This window comes from Microbacterium sp. CR_7 (assembly GCF_041954755.1).
In the GTDB taxonomy this organism is placed as follows: domain Bacteria; phylum Actinomycetota; class Actinomycetes; order Actinomycetales; family Microbacteriaceae; genus Microbacterium.
Genome location: NZ_JAVAYF010000003.1, coordinates 327,454 through 350,384, shown reverse-complemented (window position 1 = coordinate 350,384; position 22,931 = coordinate 327,454). Strand labels below are relative to the sequence as shown.

General features: G+C 70.0%; 23 protein-coding genes. 14 read left to right on the top strand and 9 right to left on the bottom strand.

Features of this window, described 5'->3' with window-relative positions; all coding sequences use genetic code 11:
* Positions 1–38: 38 nt before the first annotated feature.
* The 5 genes from RAC81_RS07830 (at position 39) to RAC81_RS07810 (ending at position 3,685) form a co-directional block, all read left to right on the top strand.
* A complete protein-coding gene (locus RAC81_RS07830; protein WP_341936034.1) occupies positions 39–341 on the top strand; it encodes a DUF427 domain-containing protein in 303 nt (100 codons plus the stop codon).
* Positions 342–405: 64 nt separating this feature from the next.
* The gene (locus tag RAC81_RS07825; protein WP_375081836.1) at positions 406–1,293 is read left to right on the top strand and encodes an ABC transporter ATP-binding protein; all 888 of its coding nucleotides are present in this window, start codon (positions 406–408) and stop codon (positions 1,291–1,293) included.
* The gene (locus RAC81_RS07820) at positions 1,290–1,970 is read left to right on the top strand and encodes an ABC transporter permease (RefSeq protein WP_375081835.1); all 681 of its coding nucleotides are present in this window, start codon (positions 1,290–1,292) and stop codon (positions 1,968–1,970) included. The genes RAC81_RS07825 and RAC81_RS07820 overlap by 4 nt, the downstream gene beginning before the upstream one ends.
* A complete protein-coding gene (locus tag RAC81_RS07815; protein ID WP_375081834.1) occupies positions 1,967–2,701 on the top strand; it encodes an ABC transporter permease in 735 nt (244 codons plus the stop codon). Before RAC81_RS07820 ends, RAC81_RS07815 begins: the two co-directional genes overlap by 4 nt.
* A 63-nt stretch (positions 2,702–2,764) precedes the next feature.
* The gene (locus RAC81_RS07810; protein WP_375081833.1) at positions 2,765–3,685 is read left to right on the top strand and encodes an ABC transporter substrate-binding protein; all 921 of its coding nucleotides are present in this window, start codon (positions 2,765–2,767) and stop codon (positions 3,683–3,685) included.
* Positions 3,686–3,902: 217 nt separating this feature from the next.
* Here the strand turns inward: RAC81_RS07810 and RAC81_RS07805 are convergent, their stop codons facing one another.
* Positions 3,903–5,156 (bottom strand): AI-2E family transporter, encoded by a 1,254-nt coding sequence (locus tag RAC81_RS07805; protein WP_375081832.1) that lies wholly within the window; start codon positions 5,154–5,156, stop codon positions 3,903–3,905.
* A 91-nt stretch (positions 5,157–5,247) separates the two neighbouring features.
* Between RAC81_RS07805 and RAC81_RS07800 the strand changes: the two genes are divergently transcribed.
* From RAC81_RS07800 to RAC81_RS07790, 3 genes are all read left to right on the top strand, one after another.
* Positions 5,248–5,547, top strand: coding sequence for a chorismate mutase (locus RAC81_RS07800; RefSeq protein ID WP_375081831.1), 300 nt, complete (start codon positions 5,248–5,250; stop codon positions 5,545–5,547).
* A gap of 136 nt (positions 5,548–5,683) precedes the next feature.
* A complete protein-coding gene (locus tag RAC81_RS07795) occupies positions 5,684–6,838 on the top strand; it encodes an ROK family protein (protein ID WP_375081830.1) in 1,155 nt (384 codons plus the stop codon).
* A gap of 64 nt (positions 6,839–6,902) precedes the next feature.
* Complete coding sequence (locus tag RAC81_RS07790; protein WP_375081829.1) at positions 6,903–7,751, top strand: AraC family transcriptional regulator; 849 nt, start codon at positions 6,903–6,905, stop codon at positions 7,749–7,751.
* 81 nt (positions 7,752–7,832) lie between these two features.
* On the opposite strand, the gene RAC81_RS07785 is transcribed toward RAC81_RS07790, so the two are convergent.
* Genes RAC81_RS07785 through RAC81_RS07775 form a run of 3 tightly spaced genes read right to left on the bottom strand, consistent with a single transcriptional unit; the run spans position 7,833 to position 11,000 of the window.
* The gene (locus RAC81_RS07785; protein ID WP_375081828.1) at positions 7,833–8,753 is read right to left on the bottom strand and encodes a carbohydrate ABC transporter permease; all 921 of its coding nucleotides are present in this window, start codon (positions 8,751–8,753) and stop codon (positions 7,833–7,835) included.
* Positions 8,754–8,755: 2 nt separating this feature from the next.
* Positions 8,756–9,721, bottom strand: coding sequence for a carbohydrate ABC transporter permease (locus tag RAC81_RS07780; RefSeq protein WP_375081827.1), 966 nt, complete (start codon positions 9,719–9,721; stop codon positions 8,756–8,758).
* A gap of 31 nt (positions 9,722–9,752) precedes the next feature.
* Positions 9,753–11,000 carry an extracellular solute-binding protein gene (locus tag RAC81_RS07775; protein WP_375081826.1) on the bottom strand — a complete coding sequence of 416 codons (1,248 nt, stop codon included), beginning with the start codon at positions 10,998–11,000 and terminating at the stop codon, positions 9,753–9,755.
* A gap of 244 nt (positions 11,001–11,244) precedes the next feature.
* Here RAC81_RS07775 and RAC81_RS07770 point away from each other — a divergent pair, with 244 nt between their 5' ends.
* From RAC81_RS07770 to RAC81_RS07750, 5 genes are read left to right on the top strand one after another with little or no spacing between them, the layout of a single operon-like run.
* Positions 11,245–12,141 (top strand): SIS domain-containing protein, encoded by an 897-nt coding sequence (locus RAC81_RS07770; RefSeq protein WP_375081825.1) that lies wholly within the window; start codon positions 11,245–11,247, stop codon positions 12,139–12,141.
* Positions 12,138–13,127, top strand: coding sequence for an ROK family protein (locus RAC81_RS07765; RefSeq protein ID WP_375081824.1), 990 nt, complete (start codon positions 12,138–12,140; stop codon positions 13,125–13,127). Before RAC81_RS07770 ends, RAC81_RS07765 begins: the two co-directional genes overlap by 4 nt.
* Positions 13,124–14,065 carry a 1-phosphofructokinase family hexose kinase gene (locus RAC81_RS07760; protein WP_375081823.1) on the top strand — a complete coding sequence of 314 codons (942 nt, stop codon included), beginning with the start codon at positions 13,124–13,126 and terminating at the stop codon, positions 14,063–14,065. Before RAC81_RS07765 ends, RAC81_RS07760 begins: the two co-directional genes overlap by 4 nt.
* A complete protein-coding gene (locus tag RAC81_RS07755) occupies positions 14,062–14,910 on the top strand; it encodes a ketose-bisphosphate aldolase (protein WP_375081822.1) in 849 nt (282 codons plus the stop codon). Before RAC81_RS07760 ends, RAC81_RS07755 begins: the two co-directional genes overlap by 4 nt.
* Positions 14,911–14,914: 4 nt before the next feature.
* The gene (locus tag RAC81_RS07750) at positions 14,915–15,694 is read left to right on the top strand and encodes a DeoR/GlpR family DNA-binding transcription regulator (protein WP_375081821.1); all 780 of its coding nucleotides are present in this window, start codon (positions 14,915–14,917) and stop codon (positions 15,692–15,694) included.
* 263 nt (positions 15,695–15,957) lie between these two features.
* Here RAC81_RS07750 and RAC81_RS07745 read toward each other — a convergent pair whose 3' ends face one another.
* The 4 genes from RAC81_RS07745 to RAC81_RS07730 form a co-directional block, all read right to left on the bottom strand.
* Entirely contained in the window at positions 15,958–18,402 is a 2,445-nt protein-coding gene (locus tag RAC81_RS07745) for a CHAT domain-containing protein (protein ID WP_375081820.1), read from the bottom strand.
* Positions 18,403–18,478: 76 nt separating this feature from the next.
* Entirely contained in the window at positions 18,479–20,041 is a 1,563-nt protein-coding gene (locus RAC81_RS07740; RefSeq protein ID WP_375081819.1) for a S8 family serine peptidase, read from the bottom strand.
* Positions 20,042–20,119: 78 nt separating this feature from the next.
* On the bottom strand, positions 20,120–20,581 hold the full coding sequence (locus RAC81_RS07735) for a hypothetical protein (protein WP_375081818.1): 462 nt from the start codon (positions 20,579–20,581) through the stop codon (positions 20,120–20,122).
* A complete protein-coding gene (locus tag RAC81_RS07730; protein ID WP_375081817.1) occupies positions 20,578–21,201 on the bottom strand; it encodes an RNA polymerase sigma factor in 624 nt (207 codons plus the stop codon). The genes RAC81_RS07735 and RAC81_RS07730 overlap by 4 nt, the downstream gene beginning before the upstream one ends.
* Before the next feature lie 122 nt (positions 21,202–21,323).
* On the opposite strand from RAC81_RS07730, the gene RAC81_RS07725 reads away from it, so the two are divergent.
* A complete protein-coding gene (locus RAC81_RS07725; protein WP_375081816.1) occupies positions 21,324–21,542 on the top strand; it encodes an SCO4848 family membrane protein in 219 nt (72 codons plus the stop codon).
* Between the two features lie 126 nt (positions 21,543–21,668).
* Here RAC81_RS07725 and RAC81_RS07720 read toward each other — a convergent pair whose 3' ends face one another.
* Positions 21,669–22,778: an aromatic acid exporter family protein gene (locus RAC81_RS07720; RefSeq protein ID WP_375081815.1), complete on the bottom strand. Its 1,110-nt coding sequence runs from the start codon at positions 22,776–22,778 to the stop codon at positions 21,669–21,671.
* Between the last annotated feature and the right edge of the window lie 153 nt (positions 22,779–22,931).

The following is a 22,931-nucleotide window of genomic DNA, read 5'->3' as shown; positions in this document are numbered from 1 at the left end:
TCGGTTACGCTCATACCCACATCCCAGGAGGCAGGACCATGAAGGCTGTACTCGCAGGAACCGTCATCGCTGAAGCAGACGAGAGTGACCTCGCGCGCATCGAAGGCAACTGGTACTTTCCGCCCGCATCGATCACAGAGGGCGCGCTCGTCGAGAGCCCGACGCCGTACACATGCCCGTGGAAGGGCGCAGCGCAGTACTTCTCCGTGCAGGCCGGCGGCGAGCTGCACGAGGACTACGCGTGGTCGTACCCGACCCCGTATCCGTCGGCGTTCGACCGGGTGGGCAAGGACTTCTCCGGCTTCGTGGCCTTCGATCCCCGCGTGCAGATCGAAGCATGACCGCCGTGTGCCGGCGCCGGGGCGCCGATGCCCGACTCGTCGATCGACCGACTGGAGTACAGCCATGATCGAATTCCGCAACGTCACGAAGAAGTTCGCCGGCGGCGCCGTCGCCGTGAACGACTTCAGCCTGGTTCTGCCATCGCGTAAGACGACCGTCTTCGTCGGGTCGTCCGGATGCGGCAAGACCACCCTGCTCCGCATGATCAACCGCATGGTGGAGCCGACCTCGGGAGAGGTCGAGATCGACGGAGAGAGCGTTCTGGCGGGCGATCCCGTCGCTCTGCGCCGCAGCATCGGCTACGTGATGCAGAACTCCGGCCTCATGCCGCACTTCACGGTGATCGACAACGTCGCCACGGTCCTCCGCCTCAACGGCGTGAAGAAGGCCGAGGCGCACAAGCGCTCGCGCGAACTGCTCGACACGGTGGGCCTCGACCAGGCGCTGGCCGAGCGCTACCCGAGCCAGCTGTCGGGCGGACAGCAGCAGCGTGTCGGCGTGGCCCGCGGGCTCGCGGCCGACCCGAACATCCTGCTCATGGACGAGCCGTTCGGCGCCGTCGATCCGATCGTCCGCGCCGACCTGCAGCAGGAGACACTGCGTCTGCAGCACGAGCTCGACAAGACCGTCGTGTTCGTGACCCACGACATCGACGAGGCCTTCCTCCTCGGCGACCAGGTGGTGATCCTCGACAAGGGTGCGCGCATCGTGCAGGTGGGCAGCCCGAGCGAGATCATCGAGAACCCGGCCGACGACTTCGTCGCCTCGTTCATCGGCGCCGACCGGGGCCGCCGCGCGCTGCACCTCAAGCAGACTCCGCACGGCACCGTCGTCGTGGACTCGGAGGGCCGCACGCAGGGTGCGATCGTGGCGGATGCCGAGACGTCCGACGGTCCGCTCTCCGGGCCCGACACCGCAGCCCTCGACGCGGTGCAGGGCGGTCACCCGTGAACTGGGTCGGAGACAACGTCGGGCTGATCCTCGATCTCACGCTGGTGCACCTGCGTCAGAGCATCATCCCGATCGTGCTCGGTTTCGTGCTGTCGCTGCCGCTCGGGTGGGTCGCCTGGCGGTTCCGCCTCGTGCGCGGGCCCATCATCGTCCTCACCGGCCTGCTCTACACGATCCCCTCGCTGGCGCTGCTCATCCTGCTGCCGGCGACGCTCGGGTACTCGGCGACGGAGGAGCCGAATCTCGTCGTGGCGCTGACGATCTACGCCATCGCGATCCTCGTCCGCGCCGTCTCCGACGGCCTCGACTCTGTCGACGACGACGTGCGCCAGGCGGCGACCGCAACCGGATTCGCCTCATTCCGCCGCTTCTGGGCTGTGGAGTTCCCGCTCGCCGGACCCGTGATCCTCGCCGGTCTCCGGGTCACTGCCGTGAGCACGATCTCGCTCGCCACGGTCGGCACGCTCATCGGTGTGACGAACCTCGGCTACCTCTTCACGAACGGTCTCGAGCGCCGCATCATCGCCGAAGTGTTCGCCGGGGTCATCGCGGTCGTGGTCATCGCCCTCGTGATCGACCTGATCCTGCTGCTGCTCGGACGCGCCCTGATGCCGTGGACCCGCGTCGCGAAGAAGACGCCCGCCGCTCGCGCCATCGCCGTGGGGGCTCCCGCATGAACCTCTTCCTCGACGCCTTCGCCTGGATGTTCGCCCCCGAGCAGTGGACGGGCAACTACGCGCTGCCGAAGCTGCTCGGCCAGCACCTCGCGCTCACCGCGATCTCCGTTCTCATCGCCGCCGCGATCGCGCTTCCGATCGGGTGGCTCATCGGCCACACCGGCAGGGGGCGTGAGATCGCCGTCGCCGTCTCGGGTGCCGCGCGCGCGATCCCGGCGTTCGGGCTCTTGATCCTGCTCGTCCTCCTCCTCGGAGTCCTGCGCATCCCCGAAGCCGCCGTCATCACGTTCGTCCTGCTCGCGATCCCGTCGCTGCTCGCCGGCGCCTACACCGGCCTCGAGGCCATCGACCGTCGGGTGATCGACGCCGCGAAGTCGATGGGCATGACGGGATGGCAGGTCTTCTGGAAGGTCGAGGTGCCTCTGGGGCTGCCGCTGCTCGTCGGCGGCATCCGATCGGCCCTGCTCCAGGTGATCGCCACGGTCACGATCGCCGCCTACGTCAACCTCGGCGGACTCGGCTACCCGATCATCCAGGGCATCCCCCTGCGCCGGTTCGACCAGGTGCTCGCGGGTGCCCTGCTCGTCGCGGTGCTCGCTCTTATCGTCGACCTGATCCTCGCCGCGGTGCAGCATGCCGCGGTCCCTGCGGGGCTTCGCGCCGGGCGTCCGCCTCGGCGCCGCGCACGTGCGGACTCCGCCGTGGCGGCATCCGCACCAGCCACCGCCTGACCCGGCGGTTCGAACCCACAGACCCTTCGTCACACAGCAGCAGTTCCAGAGAAGAGGAATCCCATGTTCACAGCACGAGGCAAGCGCTCCGTTTTCGCCGTCGGCCTGGTCGCCACGGCGGCACTCGCCCTGTCGGCCTGCTCGTCGAGCAACCCGCTCGACGAGCCCACCGACTCCGGCGACAGCTCCGGCGGCGACACCATCGTCGTCGGCTCGCAGGCGTACTACTCCAACGAGATCATCGCCGAGATCTACGCTCAGGCGCTTGAGGCCGCCGGCTTCGACGTCGAGAAGAAGCTCAACATCGGACAGCGCGACGCGTACATGCCCGACGTCGAGTCCGGTGCGATCAACGTCTTCCCGGAGTACACGGGCAGCCTGCTCGAGTATCTTTCCGACGACGAGGTCACCGTCACGAGCCCGGAGGACGTCTACACGGCTCTGGGCGACGCGCTGCCCGACAGCCTGACCGCCCTCGATTTCGCCGAGGCCACCGATCAGGACTCCTACACGGTCCTGAAGAGCTTCGCAGAGGAGAACAACCTGAAGACGATCGGCGACCTGAAGAACGTCTCGTCCCAGGTGACGATCGGTGCGGCGCCGGAGTTCGAGCAGCGTCCGTACAGCCCGGCTCGCGCCAAGGAGGTCTACGGCGTCGACCTGACGTTCTCGGCCACCGGCCAGACCACCCTCGAGTCGCTGCTCGCCGGCTCGATCCAGGTGGCCGACATCTACACCGCCGACCCGGCGTTCGAGACCGAGGACATCGTGGCCCTGGAGGACCCCGAGAACCTCATCATCTCGTCGAACGTCGTGCCGATCGTCTCGAGCGACATCGCCGACGACGTCTCCGATGTGCTGAACGAGATCAGCGCGAAGCTCACCGGCGAGGAGCTCGTCGCCCTCAACGTGCAGAGCACGGTCGATCAGAAGTCGTCGGCCGACATCGCCAAGCAGTGGCTCACCGACAACGACCTCATCTGAGTCGAAGAGCCTGACGAAGTGCCCGGGTCCGAGGACCCGGGCACTTCTGCGTCCGTGCACCTGCGGCGGGCGATGCCGGCCGAGACCCACCATCCCCGCCGAGACCCACCATGCCCGCCGAGACCTACCATCCCCGCCGAGGCCCACCATGCGGAACGCCGCGGACGGTGGGTCTCGACGAGCGCGGTGGGCTTCGACGCGGAACGGGGAGGGCGGGCTAGACCCGGGCGTCCTGCCTCGGCACCCACACCTGCTTGATGATGATGAGGATGGATGCCGCGACAGGCACCGCCACGAGAGCACCGAGCAGCCCGAGCAGCGTTCCGCCCGCAAGCGCGCCGATCACGACGAGCGACCCCGGGATGGAGATCGCGCGGTTCATGACACGGGGTGTGATGACGTACGCCTCGATCTGCATGTAGACGAGGTAGACGAGCGCGAACACGAGAGCTGCGATCGGGTTCGTGAACAGGGCGAGGGTGGTGCCGATGATCCAGAACAGCACGGATCCGACGAGGGGGATGAGGGTGATGCAGAACGCGACCGTCGCCATGAGCGGGGGGAACGGCAGGCCGAGGAAGAGATAGAGCAGGAACGCGAGGATCGCGTTGCAGAACGCGAGGATCACCATCCCCATGACGTAGCCGCCGACGGAGTCGGTGATCTGGTCGGTGATGTCGCTGGCGCGGGCGCGGTCGCGGGCCGGGGCGAGGCGCAGCAGACCCGACTTGATGGTCGGCAGCGTCGCGACGAAGTACAGCGTGAGCACGAGCACGACGATGATGCCCGAGACGGCAGAGGCGATGCTCGCACCGACCTGCAGCGCCCCACCGCCGATCACGGCGATGTTGCCCGGATCGGTGAGGAACTTCTGCACTTCGGCGACGAGGTCTTCGAACTGGTCGCCGAACTGCCCCTCCAGCGTCGCGTAGATGTCGGAGCGGGTGAACTCTGCGATCATGCCGGGCACGGAGCGGATGAAGCTGGCGATCTGATCGACCACGATCGGCACCACCATCCACAGCAGCATACCGGCGACGACGACGAGCGCGAGGATCACCGCGACCACCGACAGAGCTCGCGAGAGGCCGCGGCGTTCGAGGAACCGCACCGACGGATCGAGACCCAGAGCAGCGAAGAGCGCGAGGGCGATGTAGATCAGCACCGTCGAGAGGTTCGACAGGGCGAGGCCGAGGAGCACGGCCGCGAGTCCGCCGAGCGTCACGAGGAACCCGAACACGAACGGCCGGTCGATGCGCGTCCAGAAGGAGCGGCTGGGAGTCATGGGCTCGACGACCTTGGCGCGCGCGGACGAGGGCGCGTGCCCCGCCGCGGCGAATGCCGCGGCATCCACTGCGCCCTCTGTCTCTGCCGAGCTAGAGTCCATTTCCGTCGTCGCGGAACCGTGCTCCGTGCGATCGGATGCCGCGCCCTCTGCGCTCTCGGGCCGGGCCCGCTCGTCGTCGCTCATGTGCTCACGATAGCGGCCGGCGTCATCGCGACCCCCGCATCCGACGTCACCCGCAGGGTCGCTCAGACCCGTGTTTCCGTAGAGTAGGGGCATGACCGCCGCCGAAGATCCCCGGGCTGAACTCCTCCGACTGCGCTCCAGCATCGACAACATCGACGCCGCTCTCATCTTCATGCTCGCCGAGCGGTTTCGGGCCACGCAGCAGGTCGGCCGACTCAAGGCGGAGCACGAGATGCCGGCATCCGATCCGGGCCGCGAAGAGCAGCAGGTCGCGCGCCTCCGAGCACTGGCGGAAGAAGCTCATCTCGACCCGGAGTTCGCCGAGAAATGGTTCAACTTCGTGGTCGCAGAAGTGATCCGCCACCACACCGAGGCGGCCGAAGGTCGATGACGGGTCTTCCGGGCGAGCGACGGTGTGTGCAGCACTCGCCCGCCCGGAACCCGACTTAGTTCAACGACTAAACTATGTGCGAGGCTACCCAGACGACTCCGCGCTGTCAACACTCTCCCTTCCAGGAGACCGCATCATGCTGAGCCACGACGACACTCTCGAGACCCAGGCGTCCGTGCGGCGCGCCAATCTGCGACGGGCCCTGCAGCTGGTGTTCGACGAGCCCGAAGCGCAGACGCGCGCCGGCATCGCCCGCGCCACGGGCCTGACGGCGGCGACTGCGTCCTCGCTGGTCGCCGAGCTCCTCGACGCCCGCCTTATCGTCGAGGGGGCGCCGGCCGCCAGCACGGGCGGCAAGCGGGCGACCACTCTCGGCATCGACACCGCGCATCACCGGATCGTCGTCGTCCTCCTGCGCCCGGCCGACGCGCTCATCTCCCTCTTCTCGCTCGATGGTCGGGAGGTGGACTCGCAGCGGGTCGCATTCACTGCGGCGACGCGGATCGGGATACTGGAGTCCGCCCTCGCCACCATCGCCGCCGAGTACGGATCCCGTGTGCTCATCGCGGCGGTGCAGCTGCCCGGAACGACCGATGGGAGAACCGTGCTCGAGAGCGTGCAGCTGGAGTGGCAGGGCGTCCCGCTCGCCGAGCAGCTCGGGGCCGCACTGGGCACGCGCGTCCTTCTCGTCAACGACGTCGACGCCGAAGCCCTCGCCGAGGCGGGGGCGGATGAGCCGACGACCGGACACCGGCTCTTCATCCACATCGGCGGCGGTATCGGGGCGGCAGTGACACTCGGCGGCGAGCTCGCCCCGGGTCCGCGTCACCGTGCCGGCGAGATCGGCCACGTGCAGGTGGTGTTCGGTGACGCCGCGCGGCGCTGCCGGTGCGGCCGGACGGGATGCCTGGAGTCCGCGGCGTCGCTCGGGTCGATGCTCGGCGCGGAGTTCTCGGATTCACTCGGCCGCGCCCAGATCGTGGACCTCGTCGACCGCGCCGATCAGCGCGATCTCGACGAGGGAGCCCGCGCTCTCGCCGGGGTCATCAAGCTCATCAGCGCTCTGCTCGATCCGGTCGAGGTGGTCATCGGCGGACCGGGGGTCGTGCTCGGCGAGCGCTTCCTCGATCTCGTGCGCTCTGAGACCGACTACGCGGCGACCGGCACGGCCCAGGTGCCCGTGCGCTTCGCGGATCCGCGGATACCGCCGGCCGTGGGGCCCGCGCAGGCCGCCCTGGCTGCCGCGCTCGGCGTGCGCTGGAGCCCGGAGCGGATGCCGCGGCATCCGTAGTCCGATCCGACATTCACCGTCACTTTCTTGTCTCCGGAGCCTCCGGTGGTGACACTGGATGATCATGCAGAACTGGGCGATCTACGCGAATCCCTCGCGCACGCTCGCCGATGTCACGATCGCCTGCCTCGGAGCGGGCGAGTACTCGGGGCGCAACGAGGGATTCCGTGATCGACGCCTGCGCTCCCATGCCGCCGTCGTGGTGAGCGACGGCAGCGGGTGGTACTCGAGTCCGCTCACGGGGGACGTGCGGGTGGAGGCGCCGGCGCTCATCTGGCTCTTCCCCGGTGTCGTCCACGGCTACGGCCCGCGACGTGAAGGCTGGACCGAGCACTGGGTGCTCTTCTCGGGGGCGGCGACGCGCGCTCTCGACGAGCTCGGCGTCTGGCGACGGGGTTCGCCGATCGTGACGCTCGACGGTGTGCCCGACGCGCTCGCACCGACGTTCTCCGGGCTGCACACCGACCTGGTCGACAGCGGGAACGCCGCCGCCCTCCGGGCATCCGCCACCGGCTACGCCTGGATCGCAGGCCTCGCCGCCCTGACGATGCCACACGCGGCACGCGACCGGATCGATGCGTTCCGCTGCGGCGCCGCCCGCCGGGTGCCGATGGCGATCCGGGCGCGAGAGCTCGGCATGAGTCTCGGCGAGCTGCGAGCAGCCACGCTCGCGGCGACCGGCCTCACACCCGTGCAGCTCCTCATCGATGCCCGGCTCGCGCGGGCGCAGTCGCTGCTGGTCGAGACCGATCTCGAGGTCGGCGCGATCGCTCGGCAGGTCGGATTCGACGATCCCTCCTACTTCACCAGGCAGTTCAGCCGGCGTCTGGGCCGGTCGCCGAGCATGTTCCGCGACGAGCAGAGACGGATGCCGATGCTCGACGGCATGCAACCGGAGCAGATTCTGCGGTGAACGGTCACTTCTGCGGCCACCTCGAACCGGCATGGCCGCAGAAGTCGCCGATGGCCGCAGAACTGACGGGCGTCGTGCCGCTTACTTCACGCTGCCGGCGGTGAGTCCGCCGACGAGGCGCTTCTCGATGAGCATGAACAGGATGACGACGGGCAGGATCGCCACGATCGAGACCCCGAACACGTACTGCCAACTCGTCTCGTACTGACCGACGAACTTGGTGAGCGCGACGGACAGGGGCTGGTTCTTGTCGGTCGACAGGATCACGAGAGACGCGGCGAACTCGTTCCAGCAGGCGACGAATGTGAAGACGATCGCCGTCACGATGCCCGGCCAGACCAGCGGCAGGTTGATCTTGAAGAGCACGGTGAAGCGACCGGCGCCGTCGATCTGCGCGGCCTCGTCGACCTCCTTCGGGATGCCGGCGAAGAACGAGTGCATGATCCACACCGCGAACGACAGGTTGAACGCCGCGTTGATGAAGATCATCGCGGCCCAGGTGTCGCCGAGGCCGAGTGTCGTGAACTGACGGAACAGACCCGACGTCAGCACCGCGGGCTGCAGCATCTGCGTGACGATCACGAGGAACAGGAAGACCATGCGCCCGGGGAACCGGAACCGCGCCGTGTAGTACGCGGCAGGCAGCGACACGAGCAGCACCAGCAGGGTCGCGAAGACCGCGATGATGATCGTCGAGATGAGGTTGTACGGCAGCGGGGTCTCGGGCGTCGACCACATCGAGATGTAGTTCTCCCAGTGCCACTCGACGGGGAGGTAGGTCGGGTCGACCGAGCGGATCTGCGGTTTGGTCTTCACGCTGCCGAAGAACATGATCAGGTACGGCAGCACGAAGATCGCGAGCACGAGGAAGCCGGCGGCCGTGCGCAGGATGACGCGCGGCAGCGTGACCTGGTCAGCGGTGTACCGGCGTTTGCGGCCGGGGATGCGCGGCGCGGGGGTGGGCCCGGCGGTGGTGACGAGGGCGGTCTCGGTCAGGGTCACGATCAGACCTCCTTCATGGGCTTGACGGCCTTGACGTAGATCGCGACGATCACGATCACGATGAGGAAGGCGACAACCGACAGGGCGCTCGCGACGTCGACCTTCTTCTGCAGTTCGATGTACTTGAAGATCATCGTCATGATCGTGTCGGCGCCGTAGCCGGGGATCGAGCCGGTCATGACCTTGAGGATCGGCAGCGAGTTGAAGACGTTGATGATGTTGATGAGCACGGCGACGGCGAGGGCGCTGCGCAGCTGCGGCAGCACGATCGACCAGTACGTGCGCGCCGGTCCGGCGCCGTCCATCTTCGCGGCCTCGATGGCATCGGCGGGCACCGACTGGAGTCCGGCGAGGATCGTGTAGGTCGTGAAGGGCAGTGACACGAAGATCGCGATGACGATCGACCACGCGAACGCGGTGGCGGGGTTCTTCGTCCACCCGTAGCCCACGGCGTCGTCGGACAGACCGATGTCGTAGAGGAACTTGTTGAACACCCCGAAGTAGGGCTCGAGGCTGTAGTAGAAGACCATCGTCGTCATGACGACGGACGCCGCCCAGGGCACGATCACAGCCATGCGGACGATCTGCCGGCCGGGGAACGCCTTGTTGAGGATCTGCGCGAGGCCGAGCGAGATGATCACGGTGAACGCGACGACCACGACGACCCACACGATCGTGCGGAACAGGATCGGCCAGAACTCCGCGAACCCGAACACGGTCGCGAAGTTGTCGAACCCGACCGAGCCCTTGTCGAGGCCGGAAAGCGAGATGTCGCGGGTGGAGTTATAGAACATGACCCCTGCGGGGAAGAACACCACTCCGACGATGAGGAGCAGGGCCGGCGCGATCCAGGGCAGCGCCTGGAGGAGGTCCTTGCCCCGGGAACGCGCGCGCGGCGCGGAGCCCGAGGGGCGGGGGCGGCCGGTGGCCGCCCCCGCGAGGGTCTGGGACTCTGTGGTCTGGCTCATGGGAATCCCCGAACCTCTCCTTCCGCGGGGCTCAGCCCGCGTCGACCTGCGCCTGGATCTCGGTCAGCACGTCCTGCGCCGGCTTGGTCTGCAGCTGCCCGAACAGCGACTTGAACGCGCCGTCGGTCGCCGACCACTTCGGGTTCGTCGACGGGTAGAACTGCGCGTCGGGCAGCACCTCGAGGAACGGCGCGAGCGCCTCCTCACCCGACAGCTGCTCGGCGCCCGACTTGGTGACCGGCAGGAAGCCCTCGGCCTGCACCCACGGCACGTACACGTCGGCCGAGTAGTAGTAGTCGAAGAACTTGGTGATCGCCTCCTGCTTGTCGCCGTCGTTCTGGAACGCCATCAACTGGTCCATGACGCCGAGCGTGAAGGGCGAGCCGTCCTTCGTCGGGATCGGGACGATGGAGTAGTCCAGTTCGGGGTTGCCCTCCTCGATCTGACCGACCGTGGGCGGCAGGCCCACTTGCATCCCGATCTTGCCCTGGATGAAGATGTCCATCAGCGGCGACCGCTGCGTGGAACCCGGGTCGGCCTGCGTCGCACCGGCGTCGATCATCTTCTTGATCTGCTCGGCGCCCGCGAGGTTCTCCGGGGTGTCGATCGTGATCTCGGACGCGTCGCCGAACGAGCCGCCGCCGCCCCACAGCCACACGGCCGCCTCGGCCTGGGCCTCCTCGGAGCCGAGCGGCATGCCGTAGCCGGCGACGCCGCCGCCGAGGGCCGAGACCTTGGTCGCGGCATCCAGCAGCTCGTCCCACGTCTGGGGAGCCTCGGTCACGCCCGCCTGCTGCAGCAGTGTGTTGTTGACGAACAGGGCACGCGCCGACGCGATCAACGGCAGCGCGTAGGCGGTGCCGTCGACCTCGGCGTTCGCGATGAACGCGTCCTGGAAGTCGGCGAGGGTGTCCTCCGACACGACGTCCGAGACCGGGTACAGCAGCTCGTCGCCGACGAACCCGGCGAACGGACCGCCGTTGTAGATGTCGGGCGCCTCGCCGGCCTGGATCTTGGTCGAGATGACCTTCTCGAGGTTGTCCCAGGACTGCACCTCGAGGTCGACGGTGATGTCGGGGTTCTCCTTCTCGAACCCGTCGATCACGTCTTCCCACAGACCCTTGGTCGCGTCGGAGTAGCTCGGGACGAGCAGGCTCAGGGTGTTCGCGTCGTCTCCGCCGCCGCCCCCTCCCGAAGAACCACCGAAACCGCAGGAGGTGAGCGTGAGTGTGGCGGTTGCCGCGAGTGCGACGGCGCCGAATCGCAGTGACTTCTTCATCTGTGTGGCATTCCTCACTGTGTCAGGAACCGCTCGGATGGAGCGGAGGGTCGCACAGCCGCGAGTACAGCACGCGACAGTGCGTGGTCGCCTCTCCGGAGGATCGGCGTGGAGTTGTTCGATTATTTGTCAGGCGAATAAACAAATCAAGGAGAATATTGCTGGGGCTCCCGATATCGCCATACTATGATTGAAACAGCCTCGAAAAATCACAAACGTGCATCAAACCAACGACGGAGATCCCATGACCGAGACTCTTCCCGGCGCGCACATGCGCGCCGAGCTCACCTCGCAGCCCGAGACCTGGGCCCGCGCGGTCGCCATGCGCGACGAGCAGGCGCTGCTCCCGGAGGCGGGTGCCCGCATCGCCGTGGTGGGCTGCGGAACCTCGTGGTTCATGGCGCAGGCGTACGCCGCTCTGCGTGAAGGATCCGGCCAGGGCGAGACCGACGCCTTCGCGGCATCCGAGGCCTTCGTCGACCGCGGCTACGACGCCGTCGTCGCCCTGACCCGTTCGGGCACGACCACCGAGGTGCTCGAGCTCGTCGAGCGCGTGCGCGGTCGGGTTCAGGTCATCGGTGTCATCGGCGACGAGACCTCTCCGCTCGTCTCCCTGGTCGACGAGGCGGTGCTGCTGCCCTTCGCCGACGAGAAGTCGGTCGTGCAGACGCGCTTCGCCACCACCTCGCTCGCGCTGCTGCGCGCCTCGCTCGGAGAAGACCTCACGCCCGCGATCGAGGATGCCGCTGCGGTGCTCGCCGCAGACGACGACGCCGAGCTGGGGGATGCCGAGCAGTACACCTTCCTCGGTCGCGGCTGGACCGTCGGCCTGGCCCACGAGGCCGCCCTGAAGATGCGCGAGTCGTCGCAGTCGTGGACTGAGTCGTACGCCTCGATGGAGTACCGGCACGGCCCGATCGCGATCGCCGCTCCGGGGCGCGTGACCTGGCAGTTCGGCGAGGCGCCCGAGGGTCTCGCCGCGCAGGTGGAGGCCACCGGTGCGCGTTTCGTGCAGCATCCGGTCGACCCGCTGGCAGACCTCGTGCGTCTGCACCGGGTGGCGCTCGACCGGGCCGTGGCTCGCGGCCTGGAGCCCGACGAGCCGCGCAACCTGACGCGATCCGTCATCCTGGATGCATGACCTCAGCGATACCGGAGAGTCCGATGGCCGTGCCTGACGCCGGGGTCGTGGATCGCGCCGGCGCCGCGCGGTCGCTCGGTGCCGGGGCTCCGGTGCTCGCTTTCGACGTCGGCGGGACCGACATCAAGTCGGCCCTCTTCGATGCCGACGGCACGGCACTCGACCTGAGGCGAACACCGACGCCGGGTGGCTCGGGCGACCGCACGGCCGCGGTCATGGAGCGCTTGGGCGTGCTCGCCGCCGAGTACCGCACGGCTTTCCCCTCGATCGAGCCGCGGGCGGTGGGGCTCGTCGTGCCCGGGATCGTCGATCCGGATGCCGGGATCGGCGTCTTCGCGAGCAACATGGGGTGGCGTGAAAGCCCGATCCGTGACCTGGCGTCCGCCCGACTCGGTCTGCCGGTCGCCTTCGACCACGACGTGCGGGCGGCGAGCTGGGCCGAGCACGTGCTCGGCGGAGCACGGGCCTACGACGACTCGGTCGTCCTCGTGATCGGCACCGGCATCGCCGGCGCGCTGATCATCGGCGGCGTCCCGTACACCGCGGGCGGATATGCGGGAGAGATCGGCCATTCCCCGATCGCCGACGGCCCGATCTGCCCGTGCGGCGCACGCGGATGCCTCGAGGCCGTCGCGTCGGCGGGCGCGATCACCCGGCGGTACGCCGAGGCCACGGGCGTGATCCCCGATGGAGCGAGGGACGTCATCGCCCGCGCCTCCGGCGGCGATTCGGTCGCCGCCGAGATCTGGGAGTCGGCGCTCGACGCGCTCGCCCTCTCGCTCGCTCAGCTCACCGCGGTGATCGCTCCTCAGGCGATCGTGATCGGCGGCGGGCTCTCGCGCGCGGGCGATGTCCTGTTCGACGAACTCCGCCACCGCCTCACGGCACGACTCAGCTTCCACCGCATCCCCGACCTGGTCCCCGCCCAGCTCTCCGGCAACGCCGGCATCCTCGGCGCCGCCCTCCGCGCACGGGAGCTCGCATGATCCTCACCGTCACCCCGAACCCGGCCCTCGACCTCACCTGGCGGGTCGACCGTCTGACGGTCGGCGCGACACACAGGGCGGATGCCGGGGCGGCGCGCGCCGGCGGGAAGGGACTCAACGTCGCGCGGGTGGCGCACGCGCAGGGGGCTTCGACTCTCGCGCTCACGACAGCAGGCGGGCGCACCGGCATCGCGTTCTCAGCCGAGATCGCCGCGAGCGGTGTGCCGCACCGCGTCGTGCCCGTCGCGGCGGCCACGAGGCAGAGCGTCGCGATCGTCGACGAGGAGCTCGGCGACACCACGATCATCAACGAGCGCGGCGTGAATCCGACGGACCCGGAGTGGGCGGCGCTGTTCGGAGAGGTCGTCGACGCTCTGCCGAGCGCGCGCGTGCTCGTCATCTCGGGGAGTCTGCCGCCCGGCGCCCCCGAGTCCTTCGTCCCGCTGCTGATCGGCACCGCTCGTGACGCGGGCGTGCCGACGATCGTCGACACGTCGGGCGCGGCGCTCGTGCGCGCGGCGGATGCCGGAGCATCCGTCCTCAAGCCGAACGCCGCCGAACTCGTCGAGGCCACGGGCATCGCCGACCCGGTCGACGGCGCCCGGTCGCTCATCGCGCGCGGGGCCGAGCTGGTCCTCCTGTCGCTCGGCGCCGACGGGATGCTCGCCGTGACGGCATCCGATGTCCTCCACGCCCGTCTCGACGCACCTCTCGCCGGCAACCCCACCGGAGCGGGCGATGCCGGCGTCGCCGCGTGCGCCGTGCTCTACGCCGACGGCGTGCGCGACCCCGAGACCGTCCTGCGGCGGGCCACGGCGTGGTCGGCCGCGGCGGTCCTGATGCCGCTCGCCGGCGAGATCTCCGACGACTGGCGCACGCTCGGAGGCCGTCTCGTCGTCGCTCCGCATACGTCCACCCTCCGAGAGGACTCACCGTGACACTCGTCTCCGCCCGTGAACTCGTGACGGATGCCGCGACCCGCGGCACCGGAATCGGCGCGTTCAACGTCATCCATCTGGAGACCGGGGAGGGCCTCGTGCGCGCCGCTGAGGCTGCGCACCTGCCCGTGGTCCTGCAGATCTCGCAGAACTGCGCCGACTACCACGGCGGTCTCGAGCCGATCTCGCTGGCGACGCTCGCCCTCGCCCGCCGCGCTGCGGTGCCCGTCGCCGTGCACCTCGATCACGCGGAGCGACCCGAGCTCGTCGACGAGGCCGTCGAGCTCGGCTTCGGGTCCGTCATGTTCGACGGGGGAGCGCTGCCCTACGACGAGAACGTCGCGCTCACCGCGGCCGTCGTCGAACGCGCCCACCGCGCCGGCGTGTTCGTCGAGGGGGAGTTGGGCGAGGTCGGCGGCAAGGACGGTGCGCATGCCCCGGGCGTCCGCACCGATCCCGAGGAGGCCAGGGCCTTCGTCGCGGCGACCGGCGTCGACGCTCTCGCCGTCGCGGTCGGGTCGTCGCACGCGATGACGGATCGCACGGCATCCCTCGATCTCGATCTGATCTCGCGTCTGAAAGCCGCCCTCGGAGTGCCGCTCGTGCTGCACGGCTCCTCCGGCGTCGCCGACGACATGATCGCTGCCGCCGTTCGAGCGGGGATGACGAAGATCAACGTCTCCACGCACCTGAACGGGTTCTTCACCCGTGCCGTCCGTGAGATGCTCGCCGCCGATGAGCGGCTGGTCGACTCGCGCAAGTACCTCGCCCCGGCGCGGGAGGCGCTGGCGGAGGAGGCGGAGCGGATGCTGCGGCTGTTCGCCCTCGCACCGGCGGCGGACTGAGCTCATGAAGCGCGCCGCTCGACTCGCCGCGATCCTCGACCTGCTCGCTGTCGACGGAGAGGTCACCGTCGACGACCTGGTCGAGCGCTTCGGCGCCTCCGCCGCCACGACCCGCCGCGACCTCGACAGCCTCGCCGAGCAGCGACTGCTCACCCGCACCCACGGCGGAGCGGTCGCGCACTCGGTCGCCTATGAGCTTCCGGTGCGCTACAAGAGCCATCTGCGCACGCGGCAGAAGGAGAGCATCGCCCGCGCTGCGGCGGCGCTCGTGTCGCCCGGCATGGTCGTCGGCCTCTCGGGCGGCACGACCACCACGGCGATCGCCGCGGCACTCGCGGCGCGCGCCGACCTCACCGCAGGGCCGGGAATCACGATCGTCACGAACGCCGTGAACATCGCCGCGCAGCTCGCGACGCGGCCCGACATCAAGGTGGTGGTGACGGGCGGCGTCATCCATTCGCGCAGTTATGAGCTGGTCGGGCCGTTCGTGGAACAGCTGCTGCGCGGCGTGCGGCTCGACATGGCGTTCATCGGTGTGAACGCGGTCGACCCCGCCGATGGCGCCAGGACCGACGACGAGCGGGAGGCGGCTGTCAACAGCGTGATGGCGCAGCGCGCACAGCGTGCCGTGATCGTCGCCGATTCGTCGAAGGTCGGAGCCGGATCGTTCGCGTCGATCGGCGGGGCGGATCTCTTCCAGACCCTCATCACGGACGACGGACTCTCCTCCGCCATGCGGGACGAGTTCACGTCGGCGGGGTACCGCGTGATCGTCGCGGATTGACCGGTGCCGCGACGGGGTCCCCGCCCGTCGCGGCATCCGGCCGACCCTACCCTCGTCGACGGTTGGTGGGGATGTCGCGACCCCTCTCGCGACATCCCCGAGGTAGATGGTGTCCATGTCGTCTCTCGCACTCCCCAGTGCACGAGATTCCCCATTTTCGACTGCGCCTCCCTCGCGCTTCGTTTCCGAAGCCCTTCGCACGGCACCCTCTGCAGATCAGGAGAGGGTGCATCCCCATCTGATACATCGAGTGGAGAAAATCTTCAGAACCCGTCCCCGTGGCACTGGAAAGGGGCGCGGAGACCCGTGGACTCGGATGCTGCGGCCAGCGCCACGGCGGGAGCGTCGCCGTCCGCCAGCCGCGCGTGCACTGCGCCGAGGAGTTCGCACGCCACATCGTCGGCGACCACGACCGGCGCTGCGATCACGCATCGCGTACCGGCATGCAGCCAGACGCGCGTCATGCCGAGTGCCTCTTCCCCCCACCGCACCGAGGACCGGCCGAGCTCGCACGCCGACAGCACGACCGTGTCGGGCGTACGCCGGATGAGGTCGACGTCATAGCCGAACAGGGTGCCGTCGGCGAGCTCGAAGCCCGAGAACAGCGGGTTGTCGACGGCGTGGCGGCCGTGGGCGGCGATGTGGAACACCTCGACGCGTCCGGCCAGGTCGGTGACCGCGTCGACTCGCGCGTCTTCCCCGACGTGCACCTCGGCCCCGCCCCACGCGCTCGCCGCGGTGCGCACCTCCTCGATGCCGCGGGCGACGCGCGGCCCGGCGGCGAACCCCGCGCGGTGCGCCGTCGTGCCGGGCTCTCGGCGAGGGAGCGCGCGGTCCCCCAGGAGGCGCGACACGGAGGTCGCGATCGTGAACGGGATGCCGGTGAGTCCCGGCAGCATGGCCCAGGGGATCCCGCCGAGGATGCCGGGGATCGTCAGCGCCAGCCGCGACGCATGCGGCGCCGCGGCGCGGACGCGCGCGAACAGCGACTCGTCGAGCGCGTGCAGCCGCTGGTCGAGGGAGCGGGCGACGATCGCCGCCATCGGCCCTCCGTGCGTGAGGGCCGCGACGTCGAGGTCGGCGCGCAGTCCGTCGAGGGCGGCACGGACGCGGGGCCACGACAGCTCGACGACCGACGCCCCGGCCGCCGTGACGACCGTGCAGAGCAGGTCCTCACCCGTGTACACGTAGGCGAGGATCGCCGTCTCCTCGTCGAGCCGAGCCAGGGTCGTCGGCAGATCGAGACGCCCGCGATTCGCGCCGGCGCCGATCGACGACCACTGCCGTTCCCGTACCCGGTCGCGCAGCGCCCTCACCCTGGCGTCGGCGGTCCAGTCCGCGCCGGCGAGGTCGGCACGCAGCATCCGCAGCTCCGCGAGGTCGGCGGCGAGGTCGGTGTCGTGCGGCGGACGGACCGGGGCGACCTGCTGACTCAGGTGCCTGGCGCGCTCCGACCACTCGAACAGCACAGCCGGATCCTGCGTGCGCGCCGCCGCCGCGAGCCCGGCGAACATCAACTCGGTGCCGTGCATCGCGACCGACGCCTGCAGATCGAGGGCGCCGAACGACTGCTGCCACGACGTGAGAAGGTCGAGGCCGTCCGCCGCGGCGCGCAGGGCTGCGGCATCCTTCCCGGCCTTCGCCGCTCGCACCGCCCGTACCTCGTGCGCACGCAATCGCAGGGGTGTGGGCGCGTCGGCGGCGATGCGCGGCATCCGCTGTTCGTCGGCGAGCCGGGAGGTGAGGGCCAGGGCGGTCGCCTCCGTGCGGAACCCGCCGTCGGCGAGCGCGGCGGCGGTGCGGGCGAAGGCCCCGTGGTCGACGTCGCGCCCCGGGCGGGCGCGGAGTGCCGCCTCCAGGCGCACGGCCTCGGCCCGCGCCGACCAGCCGTCGCTGCCGAGCGACGCGAAGCGACGGGCGGCCCTGGCGGCGGTGCGCTCGGCGGACGCGGGGTCGTGCCGCAGCAGGGAGCGGGCGAGATGGAACTCGGCCTCTCCGCGCGCCTGCCGCATCCGCTGCGCTCCGAACCGCGTCGCGACCTCGTCGAGTAGCGCTTCCGCCTCGGTGGTCAGCCCCGCGTCGCGCAACACCTCCGCCCGGTCGAGGTCGCTGATAGCCGCCGCCAGGTCGCTCGTGGCGGCGAGCGTCGGCCGTGAGGCGGTCATGAGGTTCAGGGCGGTGATGAGGTCACCGCCGAGCAGCGCGGCGTACCCCAGGTTGTGGCGCGCCTCGGCGAGGGGCTCCTCCTCGCCGAGCGCCTCGTAGACGGCGATGGCGCTGCGCAGGTCGGCGGTGCAGTCGTCGAGCCGGTGCCGCTGCATCCCGACGATCGAACGGCTCATCAGCAGGTTCGCGCGCTCGATCGAGCCCTCGTCCAGCGCGTCGATCGCCCGCGTGAGCGACTGATCCGCCTCGTCGAGTCGACCGCCGTGCATGAGCAGTGTGCCGAGCTGGCCGTGCAGGAGCGCCACCGTCTCAGCGCGGAGACCGGGCCGCTCGAGGGCGTCGCGAGACAGCCGCTCCGCCTCAGCGGGCTCGCCCGTCTGAGCGAGGACGTACGCCATCGTGCCCTCGATGCGCGCCCGCAGGTCGGCATCGTCGCCGACGCGCGCGGACGCCGTCGCCAGCGCTCGCCGCGCCTGACCGAACCGCCGGGAGTTGGCCGCGTCGACGCCACGCTGATGCAGCTCACGCGCAGACAGGGGCATCGTCCCAGAATGCCGGTCGACAACGCGGCGCGGAAGGGTCGTGACGGCATCCGTCGCCGGACGCCGTTACGAGTGGCTACTCCCGAGGCGCCGGCAGCGTCTTCAGCACGGCCGCGACGGCCTTCGCCGCAGTCGCTGTCGACACGCCCTCTCCTGGCACGACCCCGAGCTGCGCCGCGATGCGCCCTGCGACATACGGCGCCGCGAACGAGGTGCCGCTCCAGATGGCGAATCCGCCGCGGTAGTCGTCGGGATCGATCGTCTCGCGGCGCAGTCCGTCGATGTCGGCGCGGCACGACGCCTGCTCCCCGCCGACGAACGCCGGCGACGTGCTGACGACCCCCGCGCCCGGCGCGTACACCTGCACCCACGGGCCGACGTTCGAGAACAGCGCGACCGAGCGCGCCGAGGGGTTCAGCGCCCCGACCGACACATGCGGGGCGTCGTCGTCGTGCGGGATGCCGTTGTCGGACCCGGGCCACGGCCAGAGCGAGGCCGGGAACGACGGCCGGTCGATCGCGTCGTTGCCGGCCGAGCACACCACGACGCAGCCGAGCTCCCTGGCCTTGGTCAGCAGCGCCGTGAGAGTGGTGCTGAAGAGGCCGTCCTGCGGGGTCTCGTGGTAGTACCCGAGCGACAGGTTGAGCACGTCGATCGGATGCCCGGTCGACGGGTCCTCCCGGTGCCGCCGCAGCAGCTCGACCACCTGCGCGACCGTCGTGAGGAACGTGCTCTCGTCGATCACTCCCAGGGCACCGGCCATGCGCACCGACAGGATGTCGGCATCCGGCGCGGTCTGGCGGATGATGCCGGCGATGAACGTTCCGTGCCCCGCGACCGCGTCGATCTCGCCGTCGAGCTGGCCGTACAGGTCGGGGTAGCGCTCGGGGTCGGCGTCGTCGGTGAGACCGACGGGAAGGCCGTCGAGCTCGATATGCCGGGTGACGATGTCGTCGGGCAGCCAGTCGTGCACGCCGCAGCCCGTGTCGAGCACCGCGACCACGGGGCGTCGTCCGCGCTTCGGTGATGGTCCGCGGCGCGGTGCCGGGCCCAGCCAGCTCACCGGCTGCCGGGCGCCCCGCCCCGGCTCGAGGTAGTCGTCGCTGCCGCCCGCTCCGGCTCCGCGCACGGGGTTCGTCCGGCTGAACGGGTTCGTGCGGCTGAAGGGGTTCGTGCGGCTGAACGGATTGAGCCCGACCGGATCGATCGACAGCACGTGCTCGAGGCTGGTCCGCGGCATCGGCGACCGGGTGCTGCGCCGGGCGCGCTGCAGGACGCGCCACGCGTCCGGTGGAACGGGCGACTCCCCGCGCACCGGCTCGTCGGGCGTCGTGAGGTGGGCGCGCAGGAATCCCGGCACCCCGGGCAGCAGATCATCGGCGTACAGGCGCGACTCGGGCGACTCGACGTCGAGCTGCCAGCCGAAGGATGCCGCGGCCTCGCGGAGCGCCTTCACTTCGCCGTCGTACGCCTCATGGTCGCTGTCGCGGTCGAATGTGATGAGCAGCCGCTCGGGCAGATACGCGGTCGGGAAGGCGCGGACGCCCGCCACCGGTTCGACGTTCGGATCGAGCGCCGTCCCTCGACGGATCGATCCCTCCGCTCTGTCCTGCCAGCTCCATCCCCTCGGCTGCTCCATGGTCGGTCCCCTCCTCGCGGGCGCACCCGCATCCTGTGCGGGCAGACCCGCGATGTGTGCGGGCGGACCCGCGGTGGATCACAACTCGAACTGCGGTGTCGACAGCGTGCGTTCCTCGTCGCCGACGGTGGTGGTGAGGCGCACGCGGGTGAACCCGTCGGGGACCTCGTCGAACGCGAAGCGTCCGGTCTCGCTGGGCTCTGTGCGGCGCACCCGCTCGCCCTGCGCGAGCTCGATGACCGCGGCGGCGGTGTCGACCCATCCGTCGACCCGGTGGCGTCCGCTCGCAGTCCGGGTGACGTGCAGCAGGATGCTCGTCGTGCCGTCGCTGAACTGCAGAGTCAGGGCGTCGGTGTCGCTGCGCACCGCGCCGAGCGGCTGCTCGACCAGCGTCAGCAGGGCGTACTCCTCGCTGAGGCCCTCGGCGGCGACGGCCGCGATCATCCGGTCGATGAGCGTCGCCGGCATCGGATCGACGTCGCGCCAGAGCGCGCGCAGCTGGGCGAACAGCGCAGCATCCTCCCGATCGTGCTCGCTCATGGTGCGCCCTCCGTCCGCGTGGTCGGGGCGTCGAGCAACGCTCGCAGCTTCGCAAGGCAGCGCCGCCGGGTCGGGCCGATGCTGCCGACGGGCATGCCGAGATCGGCGGCCAGCCGTGCATAGTCCGGCCGATCTTCGAAGGCGATCACCCGCAGGAGCCGCTGGCACCGATCGGCGAGGAGGCGGACGGCCGCCCAGAGGCGGCGGTTCTGATCGCCGATCGCGGCGTGCTCCTCGGCGGACTCCTGCTCGGGGAGTAGCGCGTCGAGAGCATCCGTCTCGGTGGTGTCGACCCGTCCGTGCGCTTTGCCCGCCCGCCAGGCCTCGCGCCTCGCGGTCGTGGTGAGCCAGGCGGCGATCGCGCGCGACTCGGTGATCGAGCGCCCGCCGCGCACCAGCTGCATCCAGGTCGTCTGGATCACGTCCTCGGCGAGCGTGCGCTCGAGTCCGTAGGCGCGCACGACGTGCCAGAGCACAGGCGTCATCAGCCGCACGAGGTCGTCCATCGCGCGGCTGTCGCCGTCCCGCCATGCGTCGAAGTATCCGGCGGCGAGCTTCCAGCGTGCCACGCCGTCGTCCGGTGCAGGATCGAGGCCGGCTCCGGGTGGGCCGTCGATCATGAGACTCATTGTGATCACACCTATCAGGAGTGCGGCAAGAGGCTGCTGATACATGGACTCGGTCGATCTCCCGCGCCGGCTCGTCGACGGGCCGATCCCGGGGAGCGGATACCGTGGAGAGGGTGACCGTCCTCGCCGTGCTCCTGTTCCTCAACGCCGCCTTCAACGCCCTCGTCTGGCCGCGGTTCTACGCCCGAATCGCGAAGGATCCGCGCGCCAGGGATGCCGCGGGCAAGCCGACGGCCTTCCTCACCGTGCACGTGGTGCTGATCTCGATCGCCCTCGTGCTGGCCCTGGCGTCGGTGCTCGCCAGCATCGCGGCGCTGACCGGGTCCCTGTAGCGGCCGCGCGGCCGCGCCGCCGACGGCCCGCGCGGAAAACGGAGATGCCGAGCCCTCGGCATCCGCATGTCGTGGTGCGACCCGCCGTCCGAAGCTCTCCGGTTTGGGTTCCCCTGACCAACGACGTCAGTCGCGTGCTTCGTTCCCGGTGCCGCTCACGATGAGGATGCGGCGCAGATGCATCGCCGCGAGCACGCCGGGACCCATCGTGCGGCCGGCGTCGATCGTGCGGTCGTCGACCCTCTCGAGCAGCATCCGGATGGCTCGGGCCGCTTCGCCGCGCAGGCGGTGGGCGTCGGCCGACGACGGGTCTTCCACGGCGATCACGTCGGCGACGGCGTGGCAGGAGGCCGCCAGGGGCTCGGGCAGTTCGGGGTCGAGTGGCATCGCGCCAGGGCGATCCCAGATCGTGTCGGCCGTCGCGTCGGCGATGTCGCGGATCAGGTGCGCGATGCGGTCGAGTCGGGTGAGATCCTCGTGCACATGCAGCGTCTCGCCGCGGCCGCCCCGCGCGCGAGGATTCACGCGGCGGCTGTCGTCCGCCTCTGCGAGCGTCGTGCGCAGCGACGACGTCGTGTCGGCGAGCGACGCGGCATCCTCCGCCCATTGCTCGTGCTCGGGTGGCCACGACTCCGTGATCGCGTAGCCGATGTCGTGCAGGTGGTCGCTGAGCTGATGGCGGAACGCGTCGACCCGTGCGGCCGCGGCCAGGGTCGTGGGGGCAGGGGCGATCAGCAGGTTGACGATGAGTCCGACGACGACGCCGACCGCCATCTGGGTGAGGTAGCCGAGGGAGTAGTTCTCGGCGTCCTGCCCCCCGATGATCAAGACGAAGAGGGCGGCGATCGGCACGTACTCCTTGCCGGCGCCGAACCAGCCCGTGCCCGAGACCAGAACGCCCAGGCCGACGACGACGGGGATCGTCCACCAGTTCGGGCCGACCGTCACGATCACCAGGGTGGCGAGGCCGATTCCGGCGACCAGGCCCGAGAGCGTCTGCAGACTCGACCGCACCGATCCCATCAGCGTCGGATACATGCTCACGAGGGCGCCGAGCGGGGCGTAGTAGGGGTACTGATCGGTGACGCCCGGCATGTGCGGGGCGATCCACCACGCCAGTCCCACCGCGAGAGCGGTCTTCGCCACGAGCAGCAGTCGCGCGGGCTGCACGGCCTCGCGCAGCGACTCCACGACGGCCGGTCGGCGTTCGCGGATTCGCGTGCGGATCTTCGTCACGGCATCCTCTCGGTCGTCCTCCCCGCAGGCCGACGATAGCCGCTGGTGCGGCGCAGTCGAACGGGGTTGCCTCCCGGATCCGTGCCGGGTAGAGCAGCATCCGGCATCCCACACAGACACGTCGGGGGCCGACCCGCCGGATGTCGGACGGAT